This is a genomic window from Pseudochrobactrum sp. XF203, assembly GCF_020341615.1.
Taxonomy (GTDB): domain Bacteria; phylum Pseudomonadota; class Alphaproteobacteria; order Rhizobiales; family Rhizobiaceae; genus Pseudochrobactrum; species Pseudochrobactrum saccharolyticum.
In genome coordinates, this window is sequence record NZ_CP084392.1 from 877,680 (window position 1) to 893,509 (window position 15,830).

Below are 15,830 nucleotides of genomic sequence, written 5' to 3' on the forward strand. Positions count from 1 at the left end.
ATGCGAATTCTGCAAAAAAACTTTCTGATACGTCGTCGTATTGATCTCTGGCTTTTATGTCTGGCGGCAATCGCAATGCCGGTCCGCTATGCGCTCGGCCCGATTATCCTGTTCGTGTATAGTTGTATCGGTTTCTATCTGGCGCTCTACAAACACCGCTGGCACCGGATGTATGGTGCGCATTTTTATGTCCTGATATCTGCCTATATGATCTGGAGCCTCAGCCTGATGGCATGGCGCGGTGAGCTCAGTATTGCAAACCGGCAGGTGGGGTATGTGCTGCTGTTATGGCTCTATTCTTTTGCCGGATTGGGGATGGTTCTCATCCGTGACCCGCTGAGAATACTCGCATTCGGCTCCCGTACCGGCATCATTCTGTGTGCAATAATGGTTGCAGGAGAGGCGCTGTTTTGGGGCGGCCGTATCGGTATCGGCGGTAATCCTGCAGTATTTGCCTATGCGGCAGCAATAGCAGCAGTGGCTGCAACATTGCCAATTAAAAACGCTCCGCGTGTTTTACCGAACGGACCGTGGTATCTGGTCATTGGTACGGGGATCGTATTTGCCTCCGAAACCCGTGCGGTTATGATCACGCTGGCTCTGCTGGCAATATTTGAAATCATTGTTCTGATCGGCCGTATTGCCAGCCATAAGGTGAAAATCGGCAGTTCACTCATTCTGGCTGCCTGTCTGACTGCTGTCTTTACTGTTGGCCCTGTCGCCGGAGTTCTGTCGCAGCGCTTCGCCGGTATGGTGCATTATTATGAAACCGGCGACAGCAGCCAGTGGGCGGATAAATCCTCCGCAGATACACGTGAGCAGATGTGGCGCGGTGCGGTGAAAGTGGTTGCGGAACATCCTTTAATTGGTGTCGGCTCGGAACAAAAAATGACTGCAGTGCGGGAGGCTCTGGGCGATCAGGCAACTTTGCTCGACGGTTATATCCATGTTCATAATTCAGTGTTTGATGAACTGCTGGTCAATGGTGCAATCGGTTTCCTGTTGCTGCTGGCAGCGGCTGTATCCGGCTTCATTTTCTTCTGGCGCAATAATTCAGACTGTACGGTCCGGCGGGTGCTGATCTATTTTACGATCAGCTGGGGCAGCTATGCTATGCTGCATAATCCGCTGCTGCATGAGACCAGTATTGCTGTGACAATGTTCTTTTTCAGTGTGGTTTATGCGGGAACAAGCCGTAATATTTTGCGGCGTAACAGTGATGCCCGTAATGCTCTGGCATTTTATAACAGAGAAAAACCATCGCCCGTCGCGGCAATAAAACCGGCATAAAGGACAGAGATGAGCAGAGAGGAAAAATCGGGTTTTAAACCGCTGGCAGATACGGCCGGTAGTGTGCTCGATCCTGTCTTAGGCAAACGCGCCGGTATTAATTTGTCGCTGATACAGGCATGGGAAGATGTGGTCGGGCCGCAGATTGGTGCACAATCGCGCCCGTTGCGTATTCTCTGGCCGCGACGCGCCCATGAGGATGATCCGTTTCAGCCGGCAACGCTGATTATCGGTTGTGAAGGCATGGCGGCCATGCGTATCCAGCATTCCACCGGCGAGATTATCAATCGTGTGAATTCCTTTTTAGGTTTCGCTGCCATTGCCCGTATTCGCATTGAACAAAAATCTGTTGCCCCCGTTGCGCAACGTAAAATCAAACCGCTGACGCCGGTTGGTGCACCTGCCGAGAAAAAACTGGCGCAGGCAACAGTCGGTATTGAGGATGAGGCATTACGTGCCTCACTGATGCAGCTCGGCCGTAATATTCTGGCGGAAAAAGCCAATAAAAAGCCATGCTGATCTTAATTTCAAAGGGCAGATTACAGAGAATAAACAATGCGAAAACGGCTGAAAATTGCCCGTTAAGTCTCTGGAGACACACTGTTTATTAAAAACTCTTAAGCTGCCTGACAAAATTCCGGCAATTTGCTCTAATATCCGGAAACTATAGCAACGTGAATGAACGGGTGATTCGTATGATGTCTCAACTGAACCGCAGACAGCTTCTTGGAACTGCAGCTCTTGCAACTGCGGCATTGTCCGTATCTGCCGCCGGCAGTGCTCTGGCACAGACAGATGTTCCGAAGTCTGACGGCTCTGTCGATATGAAAAAACTGCTCGAAAAAGGTGCACTTGAGGATAAAGTGCTGGGGCAGGCTGATGCACCGGTAACAATCGTTGAATATGCTTCGATGACCTGCTCGCATTGTGCGACTTTTGCTGTGAATACACTTCCGGCAATTGAAGAAAAATACATCAAGACCGGCAAAGCCCGTCTGATCTTCCGTGAATTTCCGTTTGATCCGCGCGCAACGGCTGCCTTCATGCTGGCACGCTGTGCACCGGATGACCGTTATTTCCCGATGGTGGATGTGCTGTTCAAGCAGCAGATGCAGTGGGCTGCAGCCGATGATGCACAGGCTGCATTGCTGCAAATCTCCAAACTGGCCGGTTTTACACAGGAGACATTCAATGCCTGCTTGACGAACCAGCAGCTTCTCGATGATGTGAATGCTGTTCGTGAACGTGGCGCTGAGTTCGGTGTGAATGCAACGCCTACATTCTTTATCAATGGTCAGAAATATTCCGGAGCTCTTTCGGTTGAACAGATGTCGGCAGTTATCGACTCTATGCTCTGAACCTGATGCATATTCATGCAGCGGGGGCTTTTTTGCGCCCGCTGCATTTTTATATTTAAAAAAAATAGTGTCTGATTTTATTCCGCTCTTTATTGCTTTATTTTTGCCGCGTCCGGTTGCACGGAGCACTGGCTGATGCGTTTTACTAAGTTACGCCTTCTCGGATTTAAATCTTTCGTCGAGCCGATGGAATTCGTTATTGAAGGCGGATTGACCGGTGTCGTCGGGCCGAATGGCTGCGGTAAGTCCAATCTCGTTGAAGCGTTGCGCTGGGTTATGGGGGAAAACTCCTATAAGAATATGCGCGCCTCCGGCATGGATGATGTCATTTTCTCCGGCTCAGGCACACGTCCTGCACGCAACAGTGCGGAAGTAACCCTGTTTCTCGACAATAGCGACCGCTCTGCACCGCCTTCCTATAATGACGTGGATGAGTTGCAGGTCTCGCGTCGTATCGAGCGTGAATCCGGTTCCGTCTATCGCATCAATGGCAAGGAAGTCCGCGCCAAAGATGTGCAGCTATTGTTTGCCGATCAGTCTACCGGCGCGCGCTCACCATCTATGGTCGGTCAGGGGCGTATCGGTGAGCTTATTCAGGCCAAACCGCAGGCACGCCGTGCATTGCTGGAGGAGGCTGCCGGTATTTCCGGTCTGCATTCCCGTCGCCATGAAGCTGAATTGCGTTTGCGTGCGGCTGAAACCAATCTTGAACGTCTTGAAGATGTGGTCGGCGAACTTGGCACCCAAATTGAAAGCCTTAAGCGTCAATCCCGTCAGGCTAATCGTTTCCGCGCATTGTCCGCAGATATCCGTGCGGCGGAAGCGATCCTGTTGCATTTGCGCTGGTCGCAGGCCAAGCAACAGGAAGGCGAGGCGCAGAGTGCTTTGGCAACCGCTACATCGCAAGTTGGTGCCATGGCACAGGCGCAGATGATTGCCGCCAAAGAACAGGCCATTGCCGCTCAGCATTTGCCGGAACTGCGTAATCAGCAGGCATCCGCATCTGCAGCCTTACAACGTCTGACGATTGCGGTTTCGCAACTGGATGAAGAAGCGACGCGCCTGACACAGCGCCGGTCTGAGCTGTTAAAACGGCTTGAGCAGCTAAGCTCTGACATCGCCCGCGAAGAGCAGATGTTGCAGGAACATGCGGCTGTGCTTGAGCGTCTGGACGATGAAGAGCAGGATTTGCGTGAGCAGAATGAGGCGTCCGGCGATCGTGCGATTGAAGCAGAAGAACTGCTGGCCACTGCACAGGAACAATTGCAGGCTCATGAGTCTGAACTGGCGCAGATCACTTCTGCAAGAGCAGAGGCTGCAGCAGAGCGAACGCAGAGCGAACGTTTGGTACGTGATATTGCCGAGCGCAGTGAGAAACTCTCCGCACAGTTGCGAACGGTAGAGCAGGATATTGCCGCGCTGGAAAACCAGCTGAAATTACTGGCCGGGACAGAAGAAAAAGCCGCCAGAGTAGCGCTGGCCGAAGAAGCGGTTCAGGCTGCGGAAGAGCAGGCTCTGGCTTGCGAAGAAATGGTAGAGCAGGCGCGGGAAGCCGAAACCGGCCGCCGCCAGCCACTGGCGCATGCACGCGAAGAGCTGAACCGGATTGAAACTGAAGCCCGTACTCTGGCCAGTATTCTCAATAGCGGCCAGTCCTCCACCTATATCGCTGTTGTTGAGCAGATGCAGGTGAAAAAGGGCTATGAAACCGCACTTGGTGCAGCTTTGGGCGACGATCTCGAAGCGCCGGTTAATCCGCAGGCGCCGGTTTTCTGGACAGATATTGATAGTCAGAATACGCGGGATTTTGGCTCCCTGCCGCATGGTGCAGTGCCGCTGAGCACGGTCGTTGATGCACCTGCGGCATTGCAAGCCCGTTTGTCCCAGATTGGTCTGGTGGACGACAGTGAGGGCGCAAGACTGCAAGCACAGTTGCAAAGCGGTCAGCGGCTGGTGAGCCGCGAGGGCAGCCTCTGGCGCTGGGATGGTTTTACAGCACGTTCCGATGCACCGACTGCCGCCGCACAACGGCTGGCACAGAAGAACCGTCTGGCGGAACTGGAGGCTTCGGCTGTCACCGCTCATAATCGTGTTATGCAGGCGGAAACGGCTTTGCGTCAGGCTGAAACGGCTTTGCGTGAGGCGGTGGAGCGTGAGCGCAGCCTGCGCGATCATTGGCGCTCTGCCCAGCGAGAGCTCGCACAGGCGCGTGATGCATTGGCAGAGGCCGAGCGTGTTGCGGGACAATTATCCAGCAAACGTGCAGCGCTGGATGAGGCGAAAACCCGTCTCAGCGACAGTCTCGAAGAAAATGCCATTCAGCTTGAGGAGGCACAGATCAGGCTTGATGATCTGCCGGATCTGGCTGCATTGAACCTGCAACTGACCTCGCTGACCACGCAGGTTATGGCTGACCGTGCCGCCATGACAGAAGCCCGCGCCGCGCATGATAATCTGCGCCGTGATGCGGAAAACCGTCTGCGTCGCTTGGAAATGATCGGCCATGAGCGCAAAAGCTGGCAGTTGCGGGCAGAAAATGCCCGCCGGCAAATTGCTGCGCTGACAGAACGCAGGGCTGAAACCAGTGATGAAGCGGAAGATCTGGCCGAAGCACCGGCGGATATTGAAGAGCGCCGCCGTGAGCTGCAAAGCGCTGTGGCGGATGCCGATGCGCAACGCAATGAAACCTCTGACCGCCTGAGCATTGCCGAAACCGAGCAGGCCAAACTGGATAAGCGCGCAACGCTGGCCATTCAGGAGCTGGCTTCCTCGCGGGAAGTGCGTGCCCGTGCCGAAGAGCGTCTGGCGGCTGCAGAAGATCGCCGTAAAGATACAGAAGCGCGTATCACTGAGGTGCTGAATTGTGCGCCGCATGAAGCATTCCGCCATACGGGACTCAATGCCGGTGATCCGCTGCCGGATATGGATCATACAGACCGTCAGCTTGACCGGTTGAAGATTGAGCGCGAACGCCTCGGTGCAGTGAATTTGCGTGCTGAAGAAGAACAATGCGAATTGTCCGAACGGCAGGACGCGATCATTAATGAGCGCGAAGACGTTATCGAAGCGATCAAGAAACTGCGTCAGGCCATTCAGAGTCTGAATAAAGAAGGCCGTGAGCGCCTTCTGGCAGCATTTGATGTGGTCAATGAGCAATTCCAGCGCCTGTTCACGCACCTGTTTGGCGGCGGTACAGCAGAGCTGCAATTGATTGAATCGGAAGACCCGCTTGATGCCGGTCTGGAAATTCTCGCCCGTCCTCCGGGTAAGAAGCCGCAGACCATGACCCTGCTTTCCGGCGGCGAGCAGGCGCTGACAGCAATGGCGCTGATCTTTGCAGTGTTCCTCACCAATCCGGCGCCGATCTGCGTGCTGGACGAAGTGGATGCCCCGCTCGACGACCACAATGTGGAACGCTATTGCAATCTGATGGATGAAATGGCGGCGTCCACAAAGACGCGTTTTGTTATCATTACCCATAATCCGATTACCATGGCACGCATGGATCGTCTGTTTGGCGTGACCATGGCCGAGCAGGGTGTGAGCCAGCTGGTTTCCGTTGATCTGCAAACCGCTGCTGCCATGCGTGAAGCTGTATAAAATTATAGTCTTGCTGAACCTGTTAAATCATTCCGTTTTCTTTTGTCCGATGCAAAGTTAAGAATGATTTTCAGGCGTGTTTTATCTGAATTGCAGACTGGTATGCAAAGCTGAAAGGCAGATGATGAGCGGCGATCACAATCATGCGGATGTAAGCACAACACCGGTTTCGAGGCTTTGGCTGGCTTTAGGCCTGACCGGAAGTTTCATGATTGCCGAGATTATCGGCAGTTATGTTACCGGCAGTCTGGCGCTGCTGTCTGATGCCATGCATATGGCGACGGATACTTTCGCTCTGGCACTTGCTCTGATTGCCATTTATCTGGGGCGCCGTGCAGCGGATATTTTCCGCACCTATGGTTATTCCCGCTTTGAAATTCTGGCGGCTGCAATCAATGCCGTTCTGTTGTTGCTCGTCGCATTCTATATTCTCTATGAAGCCTATGAACGCCTGTTCCAGCCTGCAGAAGTGCAGTCTGTCGGCATGATGATTGTCGCCGTTCTAGGTCTGATCGTGAACTTTATTTCCATGCAGCTTTTAAGCGGCAAAAAAGACGAAAGCCTGAATGTTAAAGGCGCTTATCTTGAAGTCTGGGCGGATATGCTCGGCTCTGTCGGTGTCATTGTCGGCGCAGTGATTATCTATCTGACAGGCTGGCAGTGGGTGGACTCGGTTATTGCTGTGGGCATCGGCTTCATGGTTTTTCCGCGCACATGGGTGCTGCTCAAGGAATGTATCAATATTCTGCTGGAAGGCGTGCCGGTCGGGCTGGATTTGCTCAAGCTGGAACAGTCTGTGCTGGATGTCTCCGGTGTTGATGAAATCCATGATCTTCATGTCTGGTCGCTGACCAAAAGCCAGCATTCCCTGACTGCGCATATTGTGCTGAAACCTGAGGCAAATGGTGAAGCTGTGCGCCGTGCAATCGAACAGGTGTTGCAGCAGCAATATGATCTGCATCATACGACATTGCAGATGGAGGCGGAAAATTGCGCCCGTGAGGAAGATATTCACTAATCATCTACGGCGCTCATTTAAGCGCCGCAGCTGTTATTCATATCTGTGAGTGCCGGTTTAATTCTCGCTCCACACGGCCAGTTCATTACCGGACGGATCGGTGAAATGGAAGCGGCGGCCACCGGGGAAACTGAAAACCGGTTTGACGATTTTGCCGCCTGCTTTTTCAACATCAATCAGTGTCTGTTCCAGATCCTCAGAATAGAGCACCGGTAGCGGCTTGGCGTTTTTCGCCTCATCGCCTTGATAAAAACCGCCGTCCAGCCCTTCAGAATGGGCGGCATAATCGGGGCCGTAATCGGTGAAGCTCCAGCCGAAGGCATCGGCGTAAAAGGCTTTGACGTCCTTCAGGCCGCTCTGGCCTGCAGGCATTTCTATATAGTCGAGTTTTCCGGTTTTACGCATGATGATCCCCGAAACAAGGTTGAGAATGACGTTTGTTAATAGCAGATTCCGCGTCGTTTTGTTGTGCCGGAATCAAACTCTCAGCTGATTCCGTTAAGTTGCGGAAATGCAGATGAAAACACTTTTCGTGCTGCCGCAAATTATTCATCTGTTCAGACAATAAACCGGAAACGAATTCCGCAAAATCGATTTAAACAAATATACAGGCGTTGCGTTGCGCTTTGTTACCGTTTTTCTGTATTTTTCAGTAGCCCGCAGCAGTGCTATCGCTTAAGCAGGAAGCGTGTATCCGGTATCGGTTATCATGACTTACATTCAGCCTGAGCCGGACATAACAGGAGGACGGGAATGGTTAAGTGGGTATATCACTTCGGTGACGGCAAAGCCGATGGTGCTGCAAGTGATCGTAATCTTCTGGGCGGTAAAGGTGCAAACCTTGCTGAAATGAGCAGCCTCGGACTGCCGGTGCCTCCGGGCTTTACCATTACCACCGATGTCTGCACCTATTATTACGACCATGACCGGACTTATCCTGAAATCCTGAAAGATCAGGTCAAAGCTGCGCTGGAACATATCACTGCGCTGACCGGTCGCCGTTTGGGTGATGCGACCCGCCCGCTGCTGGTTTCGGTGCGTTCCGGTTCCCGTGCATCCATGCCGGGCATGATGGATACGGTGCTTAATCTCGGCCTCAATGATGATACGGTTGCGGCAATCGCAGCCGAGGCCAATGATGAGCGCTTTGCCTATGACAGCTACCGCCGCTTCATCCAGATGTATTCGGATGTGGTGCTGGGCGTTGACCATTCTTTCTTCGAAGAAATTCTCGATGATGCCAAGGCCAATCTCGATCTGGATGTTGATACCGATCTGACTGCAGACGACTGGCGCGGTGTGATCGACCAGTACAAGGCCAAGGTTGAAGAGGAACTGGGCGAGCCGTTCCCGCAGGATCCGGAAGCGCAGCTTTGGGGCGCGATTTCTGCCGTGTTCTCCTCATGGATGAATGCCCGTGCGATCACCTATCGTCGCCTGCATAATATTCCGGAAAACTGGGGTACTGCGGTCAACGTACAGGCCATGGTTTTCGGCAATATGGGCGACACATCGGCAACCGGCGTGGCCTTTACCCGTAACCCATCCACCGGTGAACGCAAGCTTTACGGTGAGTTCCTCGTCAATGCGCAGGGTGAAGATGTGGTGGCCGGTATCCGCACCCCGCAGAATATCACCGAAGAAGCTCGAATCGAGGCTGGTTCCGAGCGTCCGTCACTTGAGAAAATCATGCCGGATGCTTTTGCTGAATTCCTGAAAATTGCTGATCGTCTGGAGCAGCATTACCGCGATATGCAGGATCTGGAATTCACTATTGAACGCGGCAAGCTATGGATGCTGCAGACCCGTTCCGGCAAGCGCACAGCTAAAGCCGCGCTGAAAATGGCTGTGGAAATGGTTGAAGAAGGGCTGATCGGCAAAGAAGAAGCCGTCAACCGTATTGATCCGGCATCGCTGGATCAGTTGCTGCATCCGACCATTGATCCGAGAGCCGAACGCCATGTGATCGGTATCGGCCTGCCTGCCTCTCCGGGCGCAGCAACCGGTGAGATCGTGTTCTCTTCGGAAGATGCGGAACAGCTGAAAGCGGAAGGCCGTAAAGCCATTCTGGTGCGTATTGAAACCAGCCCTGAAGATATTCACGGCATGCATGCAGCGGAAGGTATTCTGACCTCGCGCGGCGGCATGACCAGCCATGCGGCTGTGGTTGCCCGTGGTATGGGTAAGCCTTGCGTTTCCGGCGCAGGCACATTGCGCATTGATTACCGCAACGGCACCATGCTGACAGCCGGTGGCACCTTCAAAAAGGGTGATATCATCACCATTGACGGCGGCAGCGGGCAGGTGCTGAAAGGCACTGTGGCCATGCAACAGCCGGAACTCTCCGGCGATTTCGGCAAGCTGATGGTTTGGGCAGATGAAGCCCGCCGCATGAAAGTGCGCACCAATGCGGAAACACCGGCGGATGCCCGTGCAGCGCGATCCTTCGGTGCGGAAGGGATCGGCTTATGCCGTACCGAGCATATGTTCTTCGAGGGTCCGCGTATTCTCGCTATGCGTGAGATGATTTTGGCATCGGATGAAAAAGGCCGCCGTGTTGCGCTGGATAAACTCCTGCCGATGCAGCGTGATGATTTCACCGAGCTGTTTGAAATCATGCAGGGGCTGCCGGTCACCATTCGTCTGCTCGATCCGCCATTGCATGAATTCCTGCCAAAGACTGCGGAAGAAATCGCCGAAGTCGCTAATGTCATGGGCGTGGATGTTGACAAGCTGACCGAGCGTGCAGAAAGCCTGCATGAGTTTAACCCGATGCTTGGCCATCGTGGTTGCCGTCTTGCGATCTCTTATCCAGAGATTGCGGAAATGCAAACCCGTGCGATTATTGAAGCGGCGATTGCTGCTGCTAAAGATACCGGCGAAGCGGTCATTCCGGAAATCATGGTGCCGCTGGTTGGTATTAAAGCCGAGCTGGATTTTGTGAAAGCGCGCATTGATAAAGTCGCTGCGCAGATCATTGCCGAGAGCGGCGTGCAGGTTGATTATATGGTCGGCACCATGATCGAATTGCCGCGTGCTGCCTTGCGTGCAGGGGAACTGGCTGAGACGGCTGAGTTCTTCTCCTTCGGTACCAATGACCTGACACAGACGACTTTCGGCGTATCGCGTGATGATGCTTCATCCTTCCTCACGCAATATCAGGCGCTTGGCATTATCGAACAGGATCCGTTTGTGACCGTTGATTTCGATGGCGTTGGCGAGCTGGTGCAGATTGCATCGGAACGTGGCCGCAAACAACGTAGCAATATCAAGCTTGGCGTTTGCGGTGAGCATGGTGGTGATCCGGCCTCAATCGGTTTCTATGAAAAGACCGGTCTGGATTATGTCTCCTGTTCGCCGTTCCGTGTGCCGATTGCCCGTCTGGCAGCAGCACAAGCGGCAATTGCGGCAGCGAAGTAACGTTGTAAATAATCAAGACGATGCGCCGGATGCTTCATCCGGCGCATTTGTAGTTTATGGTGCTATAAGTTCATCATTGAAACATGAGCCGGTGCGAGATGTCTGTCATTAAGTCCTTATTGCTGAGCTTGAGCCTGAGCATTGGTGCAACTGCTGCGTTTGCTGCAGATGAAGCCTTGCTCTCGTCCAAAATTTCGCAGCGTCATCTGATTATCGAGCCGCAGCTAAATCTTGCCGGAAAATCAAATCCGATACAGGTCGCACTCACGCTGGATGCCTGCTCAGGCGACATCGACCATCGTATTCTCGATGTTCTGGTGCGGGAGAAAATTCCGGCGACCTTGTTTGTGACTGCGCGCTGGCTGCGCCGTAATCAGGCAGCAATTGAAGTTCTGAAAGCGCATCCGGATTTGTTCGCGATTGAAAATCACGGGGCAGAGCATGTGCCTGCAATCACCGTGCTGAAAACCATGTATGGTATTCCGACAGCCGGTACGCCTACCGCAATTGAAGCAGAGGTCAAAGGCGGTGCGGATAAGATTACGGAAATCTTCGGTAAACAGCCGCAATGGTACCGTGATGCGACAGCACGCTATTCAACGGATGCCGTGCGCCAGATCGAGGGCATGGGCTATAAGGTTGCCGGTTATTCGCTCAATGGTGATCGCGGTGCTTCTCTGCCTGCGGCAACGGTTGCCAAACGGATATCCTATGCCAAAGACGGTGATGTGATTATCTCACATATCAATCAGCCGAAGCGTGTCTCCGGTGCCGGTGTGGCCGAGGGTATTCTGGCGCTGAAGAAGAAAGGCGTGCAGTTCAGACTGCTGAGGGATATGCCTGCACGCGCAGCACCGAATGTGGTGAGTGAAACTGCACCACCGAATGAATCTGTTTCGCAGAAAGAGAATAAAACCCATTCTAAAGTAAAGACAAAACCGGCATCGGCAGAGCCTGTTCCGGTCTCTGCGCAATGACATATCAGGTATTTGAATGATTTCAGAGGCCGTTCTTTAGCTTGCCCATAACGGCAGCATAATTGCGGCCGAGGCTTTCAAACAGCACATTATTGCCCGAGAGCGGAGCGTGGGACAGCGTAATCCCGTCATTCAGCAAAGTGACGAAAACCACCTGATCCTGCACGGCAGACGGCACAAGAATGGCACCGATACGCTGCGCATTGGTGGTGTCCAGCGCAGGCATATTAAACAGGACTTCACCGCCGACAATTTCAGCGGCTTTGGCCAAGGACAGATCAAAGCCGTCGGTCAGAACATCCTGAGCACCGAGGGCAAATTCAACTTCAACTGCTTCTAAAGACGCGTTCTCCTCAGACGCGGCTATCAGGTTTTCGTTGGTGGAGGAGGGCGTTTGCCTCATAGGGGGAGCGTCTCCGGCTGTATAATTCTTCTTATCCGCAAACTGATTGTGGCAGTTTGTGAATTTGATGCAATCTCATTTTAGTGATTTGTTATAATATCATGATAAATAAAAATATTTCTCTTTTATCTATCGTTAATCACAGATCTTTACCTCTTTTGCTACCTGACGAAATGAACAGTTCTTGCAGGCAGCGATGCGGATCGCGTATTGTTTATGCTCGGCAGACCCTGAATATTGTGCGAAGCGCCTTCGCGGGACTGATTTCTTTACCCGCCTCGATGCGTAAAACAAAGAGACAGAGCGGTTTTACAATTCCGTGTTTACCGGAACCGCTCTCTAACCGGCAGTGCGGCAAGTGATGCTTGAAAATTATTACATCCGGCGCAAGGTAAGACGTCGTTCCTCGCGATCGGCGAAATATGCACCGGCTTGCGCTTTAGCCGGTTTAGGATTGCTCATTGCTGCGGTTACAGCACATCGTTTCGGTTTGATTCAACAGCCGGATCTGGTGTTTATTGTGGCACTTGCCGTGTTTTTCGCTCTGCTGGCTTTGTTGCTCTCAGCAAAATCTTTTTATAATTTATGGCGCAGCGGCGATGCCGGAGGGCGGCGTGCCATGCGTGCCTGCTTTATCGCTCTGGTCACATTGATCCCGCCTGCACTTGTGCTGGGGCAGATCAGCGGCACACCGCGTATTCATGATGTTTCCACCGATCTCGAAAACTCCGTGCAGTTCAATACTGTGATGAGCAATGAGCAGGATTTATTGCAGGATCATAAGCCGGATTTCCGCGTGCAACTGCTTCAAAAACTGGGGCTGGGTGATCTGACTGTGCAAAATAGTCTGGGCACCGATGCGATGCCGGATATGTTGCAGCAAATCTCTGCCTATCCGGAAGTGAGCGGTCGGCAATATGACAGTGCGCAGGATCACGTCTTAAAAGCTGTGCTTAAGGTGCTGAAAGAGCAGGGCTTTGCTGTAACTGCTACGTCCGGTACTGCCGGTGAAGACATGGATGTGAGTGTCGAGGCAACTGCCAAAACCTTCATTCTGGGTTTGCACAGCGATGTGGTCGTGCGGCTCAGGGATGAGGCCGAGCAAACCACGGTCGATATGCGCTCCGTCTCACGTTACGGGCGCTATGATATGGGGTTCAATGCCGGTCTGATCGGTACGTTTTTTAATGCGCTTGATCTGGAAATGCGCAATGCCGTACCGGATGCGCCGGAAGAGTAAACTCAGGCAGGCCGGTAGAGACTGTCGGGCATCGGGTCGCCGTCCGTTTTGACTAATCCGCGTGAGACCAGATCTTCCAGATGGGCGAAAACCGAAAGCCCTGCAGCGCCATGCAGACGCGGATCAGTATCACGATAAATCGCGGCGACCATCTGCGCGATTGTTTCATCGCCCTGCATCACCCGCTCAAACACGGCCCGCTCGCGCATTTTCCGGTGAGCACGAAGTCCGCGTAAAAAGCGATGCGGTTTGGCAATCGGTGCGCCATGCCCCGGCAGATAGAGGCTGTCTTTGCGTTTGAGAAGTTTTTCCAGAGATTGCATATAGGCGCGCATCGAGCCGTCCGGCGGCGCGACAATGGTGGTCGCCCATGCCATGACATGATCGGCGGAAAATAAGATGCCACGATCATTGAGGGCGAAACAGGCATGATTGGCCATATGGCCGGGAGTATGGATCACCTCTAATGCCCAGTCAGGATTGGTGAAAATCTCTCCGTCTTTGGCGCAAATATCCGGCGCAAAATCTATGTCTACACTGGCATCCAGTGCATTACTCTCACCGTCAAATAACGGACGGGCGGACTGGTGCGGGCCTTGTGCAACAACGATTGCACCGGTTTCACTTTTCAGTCTTGCGGTCAGCGGTGAATGATCGCGATGGGTGTGGCTGACGAAAATATGACTGACCGGCCTGTCTGCAATAATACGCATCAGCGTTGCAAAATGCGCCTCATCTTCCGGCCCCGGATCGATAATACCGAGCTGGGTTTTGCCGATAATATAGCTGTTGGTGCCGTAACCGGTAAAAGCACTGGCATTATTGACGGTTACGCGCAGAATATCAGGCGCAACCTGTACCGCTTCACCATAGGCCGGATCAAATTGCGTATCAAATTTCAGAGACATCAAAGAGACTTTCCGGCAGGCATCACAATAATAACAGGGTGTCTATAAAGGCTTTTCAGTGACTTGTCCCGTTTATCCACTCCATATATTATAATCGACAATTATTGTTAAAATTGTCGACAATTTAACATTGACAAAGTGCCCGATGTTTTATCATTTTGAGCGGACAGAATTGGGGAACAGAACATGCAAAAATGTGGTGAACGTGAATTTATCGGATATGGCCGTCATACGCCGGATCCGCGCTGGCCGAACGGCGCGCAGATCGCCGTGCAATTCGTGGTCAATTATGAAGAGGGCGGCGAGAGCTGCATTCTCGATGGGGATGCCGGTTCTGAATGCCTGCTGTCCGAGATTGTCGGCGCGCAAAGCTGGCCGAAGCAGCGTAACCAGAATATGGAATCGATCTACGAATATGGTGCCCGTGCCGGTTTCTGGCGGTTGTGGCGCATGTTCACCAAACGCAATATGGATGTGACTGTCTATGGTGTGACCAAAGCCATGGAACGTAATCCGGAAGCCGTTGCGGCGATGAAAGAAGCAGGATGGGAAATCGCCAGTCATGGTCTGCGCTGGCTGGAATACAAGGATTTCACAGAAGAAGAAGAACGGCGTCATATTCAGGAAGCGGTGCGTCTGCACACAGAACTGACCGGCGAACGCCCTTACGGGATTTATCAGGGCAAACCTTCAGACAATACGCTGCGGCTGGTGATGGAAGAAGGCGGTTTTGTCTATTCCGCCGATTCCTATGCCGATGAACTGCCTTACTGGATCGAAGGGCCAAAAGGGCCGCATCTGATCGTGCCTTATACGCTCGATACCAATGATATGCGCTTTGCCACACCGCAGGGCTTTAATGCCGGCGACCAGTTTTTCAACTATCTGAAAGACACTTTTGATGTGCTTTACCGCGAAGGCGGGGAAGGCGCGCCGAAGATGATGTCTGTCGGTCTGCATTGTCGCCTTGTCGGCCGTCCGGGTCGTGCGGCGGCGCTGGAGCGTTTTCTGGATTATGTGCAGTCGCATGACAAAGTCTGGGTAGCGAAGCGCATTGATATTGCCCGCCATTGGCATGAAAACCACAAACCGGCAGGGCAGTAAAATGGAGCTGATCAATTTACCGGTACGGGCTTTGACGTCGGAAAATTTCGCACCTTTCGGGGATATTATCGAGACAGGGCTGGGTGAGGTTAAATTCATTAACTGGGACATTACCGAGCGTCACCACGCGTTGGCGAAAGCCGATGTTATCGGTGAGGATGCTCATGTTTTGATTAATATCTTCCGCAGCAAGCCTTGGGAGCTGCCGCTGACCATTAAGATGGTTGAACGGCATCCGCTGGGCTCACAAGCCTTTATGCCGCTGAACGGACGCGACTATCTGGTGGTGGTTGCAGATGATAATAATGGTGTTCCGCACGCGCCGGTGGCTTTTCTGGCGCGGGGCAATCAGGGCGTGAATTATCATCGCAATGTCTGGCATCATCCGCTGCTGGCACTGGATGAGACTTCGGATTTTCTGGTGGTTGATCGTGGCGGTGCAGGCAATAATCTGGAGGAATATTACTTCTCGCAGCAAAATTTCACGATTTCTGGCAGGAGTATTTGACCAT

13 protein-coding genes are annotated in these 15,830 nt (G+C 52.9%); 10 read left to right on the forward strand and 3 right to left on the reverse strand.

Features of this window, described 5'->3' with window-relative positions:
* The 5 genes from LDL70_RS03750 to LDL70_RS03770 all read left to right on the forward strand — a co-directional run bounded on the left by LDL70_RS03750 (position 1) and on the right by LDL70_RS03770 (position 7,266).
* Positions 1-1,290: an O-antigen ligase gene (locus tag LDL70_RS03750; protein ID WP_022711658.1), complete on the forward strand. Its 1,290-nt coding sequence runs from the start codon at positions 1-3 to the stop codon at positions 1,288-1,290.
* 9 nt (positions 1,291-1,299) lie between these two features.
* Positions 1,300-1,809, forward strand: a complete 510-nt coding sequence (locus LDL70_RS03755; RefSeq protein WP_225687257.1) for a DUF721 domain-containing protein — start codon at positions 1,300-1,302, stop codon at positions 1,807-1,809.
* Positions 1,810-1,985: 176 nt separating this feature from the next.
* A complete protein-coding gene (locus LDL70_RS03760) occupies positions 1,986-2,648 on the forward strand; it encodes a DsbA family protein (RefSeq protein WP_022711656.1) in 663 nt (220 codons plus the stop codon).
* Positions 2,649-2,783: 135 nt separating this feature from the next.
* Positions 2,784-6,248, forward strand: a complete 3,465-nt coding sequence (smc, locus tag LDL70_RS03765) for a chromosome segregation protein SMC (RefSeq protein ID WP_225687259.1) — start codon at positions 2,784-2,786, stop codon at positions 6,246-6,248.
* 124 nt (positions 6,249-6,372) lie between these two features.
* Positions 6,373-7,266, forward strand: a complete 894-nt coding sequence (locus LDL70_RS03770) for a cation diffusion facilitator family transporter (protein ID WP_225688365.1) — start codon at positions 6,373-6,375, stop codon at positions 7,264-7,266.
* A 57-nt stretch (positions 7,267-7,323) separates the two neighbouring features.
* Here the strand turns inward: LDL70_RS03770 and LDL70_RS03775 are convergent, their stop codons facing one another.
* Positions 7,324-7,671 (reverse strand): VOC family protein, encoded by a 348-nt coding sequence (locus LDL70_RS03775; RefSeq protein WP_028233815.1) that lies wholly within the window; start codon positions 7,669-7,671, stop codon positions 7,324-7,326.
* Positions 7,672-8,019: 348 nt separating this feature from the next.
* Between LDL70_RS03775 and ppdK the strand changes: the two genes are divergently transcribed.
* Positions 8,020-10,686 carry a pyruvate, phosphate dikinase gene (ppdK, locus tag LDL70_RS03780; protein WP_225687261.1) on the forward strand — a complete coding sequence of 889 codons (2,667 nt, stop codon included), beginning with the start codon at positions 8,020-8,022 and terminating at the stop codon, positions 10,684-10,686.
* Between the two features lie 98 nt (positions 10,687-10,784).
* Positions 10,785-11,663 (forward strand): polysaccharide deacetylase family protein, encoded by an 879-nt coding sequence (locus LDL70_RS03785; protein WP_370637769.1) that lies wholly within the window; start codon positions 10,785-10,787, stop codon positions 11,661-11,663.
* 22 nt (positions 11,664-11,685) lie between these two features.
* Here LDL70_RS03785 and LDL70_RS03790 read toward each other — a convergent pair whose 3' ends face one another.
* The gene (locus LDL70_RS03790; protein WP_075654504.1) at positions 11,686-12,066 is read right to left on the reverse strand and encodes a hypothetical protein; all 381 of its coding nucleotides are present in this window, start codon (positions 12,064-12,066) and stop codon (positions 11,686-11,688) included.
* Between the two features lie 361 nt (positions 12,067-12,427).
* Here LDL70_RS03790 and LDL70_RS03795 point away from each other — a divergent pair, with 361 nt between their 5' ends.
* A complete protein-coding gene (locus tag LDL70_RS03795) occupies positions 12,428-13,306 on the forward strand; it encodes a DUF1499 domain-containing protein (RefSeq protein ID WP_225688367.1) in 879 nt (292 codons plus the stop codon).
* 2 nt (positions 13,307-13,308) lie between these two features.
* Here the strand turns inward: LDL70_RS03795 and LDL70_RS03800 are convergent, their stop codons facing one another.
* A complete protein-coding gene (locus tag LDL70_RS03800) occupies positions 13,309-14,214 on the reverse strand; it encodes an MBL fold metallo-hydrolase (RefSeq protein WP_225687265.1) in 906 nt (301 codons plus the stop codon).
* Between the two features lie 186 nt (positions 14,215-14,400).
* Between LDL70_RS03800 and puuE the strand changes: the two genes are divergently transcribed.
* Both puuE and LDL70_RS03810 read left to right on the forward strand, forming a co-directional pair.
* Positions 14,401-15,318, forward strand: a complete 918-nt coding sequence (puuE, locus tag LDL70_RS03805) for an allantoinase PuuE (RefSeq protein WP_225687267.1) — start codon at positions 14,401-14,403, stop codon at positions 15,316-15,318.
* Position 15,319: 1 nt separating this feature from the next.
* The gene (locus tag LDL70_RS03810; RefSeq protein ID WP_225687269.1) at positions 15,320-15,826 is read left to right on the forward strand and encodes an ureidoglycolate lyase; all 507 of its coding nucleotides are present in this window, start codon (positions 15,320-15,322) and stop codon (positions 15,824-15,826) included.
* Positions 15,827-15,830 lie beyond the last annotated feature (4 nt).

What these genes read in the sequence shown, in the direction of transcription:
- LDL70_RS03760 (WP_022711656.1), top strand. Translation starts at nt 1,986, where the DNA reads ATGATGTCTCAACTGAACCGCAGACAGCTTCTTGGAACTGCAGCTCTT.
- LDL70_RS03785 (WP_370637769.1), top strand. Translation starts at nt 10,785, where the DNA reads ATGTCTGTCATTAAGTCCTTATTGCTGAGCTTGAGCCTGAGCATTGGT.
- puuE (WP_225687267.1), top strand. Translation starts at nt 14,401, where the DNA reads ATGCAAAAATGTGGTGAACGTGAATTTATCGGATATGGCCGTCATACG.
- LDL70_RS03770 (WP_225688365.1), top strand. Translation starts at nt 6,373, where the DNA reads ATGAGCGGCGATCACAATCATGCGGATGTAAGCACAACACCGGTTTCG.
- LDL70_RS03775 (WP_028233815.1), bottom strand. Translation starts at nt 7,671, where the DNA reads ATGCGTAAAACCGGAAAACTCGACTATATAGAAATGCCTGCAGGCCAG.
- smc (WP_225687259.1), top strand. Translation starts at nt 2,784, where the DNA reads ATGCGTTTTACTAAGTTACGCCTTCTCGGATTTAAATCTTTCGTCGAG.
- LDL70_RS03800 (WP_225687265.1), bottom strand. Translation starts at nt 14,214, where the DNA reads ATGTCTCTGAAATTTGATACGCAATTTGATCCGGCCTATGGTGAAGCG.
- LDL70_RS03755 (WP_225687257.1), top strand. Translation starts at nt 1,300, where the DNA reads ATGAGCAGAGAGGAAAAATCGGGTTTTAAACCGCTGGCAGATACGGCC.
- ppdK (WP_225687261.1), top strand. Translation starts at nt 8,020, where the DNA reads ATGGTTAAGTGGGTATATCACTTCGGTGACGGCAAAGCCGATGGTGCT.
- LDL70_RS03750 (WP_022711658.1), top strand. Translation starts at nt 1, where the DNA reads ATGCGAATTCTGCAAAAAAACTTTCTGATACGTCGTCGTATTGATCTC.
- LDL70_RS03795 (WP_225688367.1), top strand. Translation starts at nt 12,428, where the DNA reads ATGCTTGAAAATTATTACATCCGGCGCAAGGTAAGACGTCGTTCCTCG.
- LDL70_RS03810 (WP_225687269.1), top strand. Translation starts at nt 15,320, where the DNA reads ATGGAGCTGATCAATTTACCGGTACGGGCTTTGACGTCGGAAAATTTC.
- LDL70_RS03790 (WP_075654504.1), bottom strand. Translation starts at nt 12,066, where the DNA reads ATGAGGCAAACGCCCTCCTCCACCAACGAAAACCTGATAGCCGCGTCT.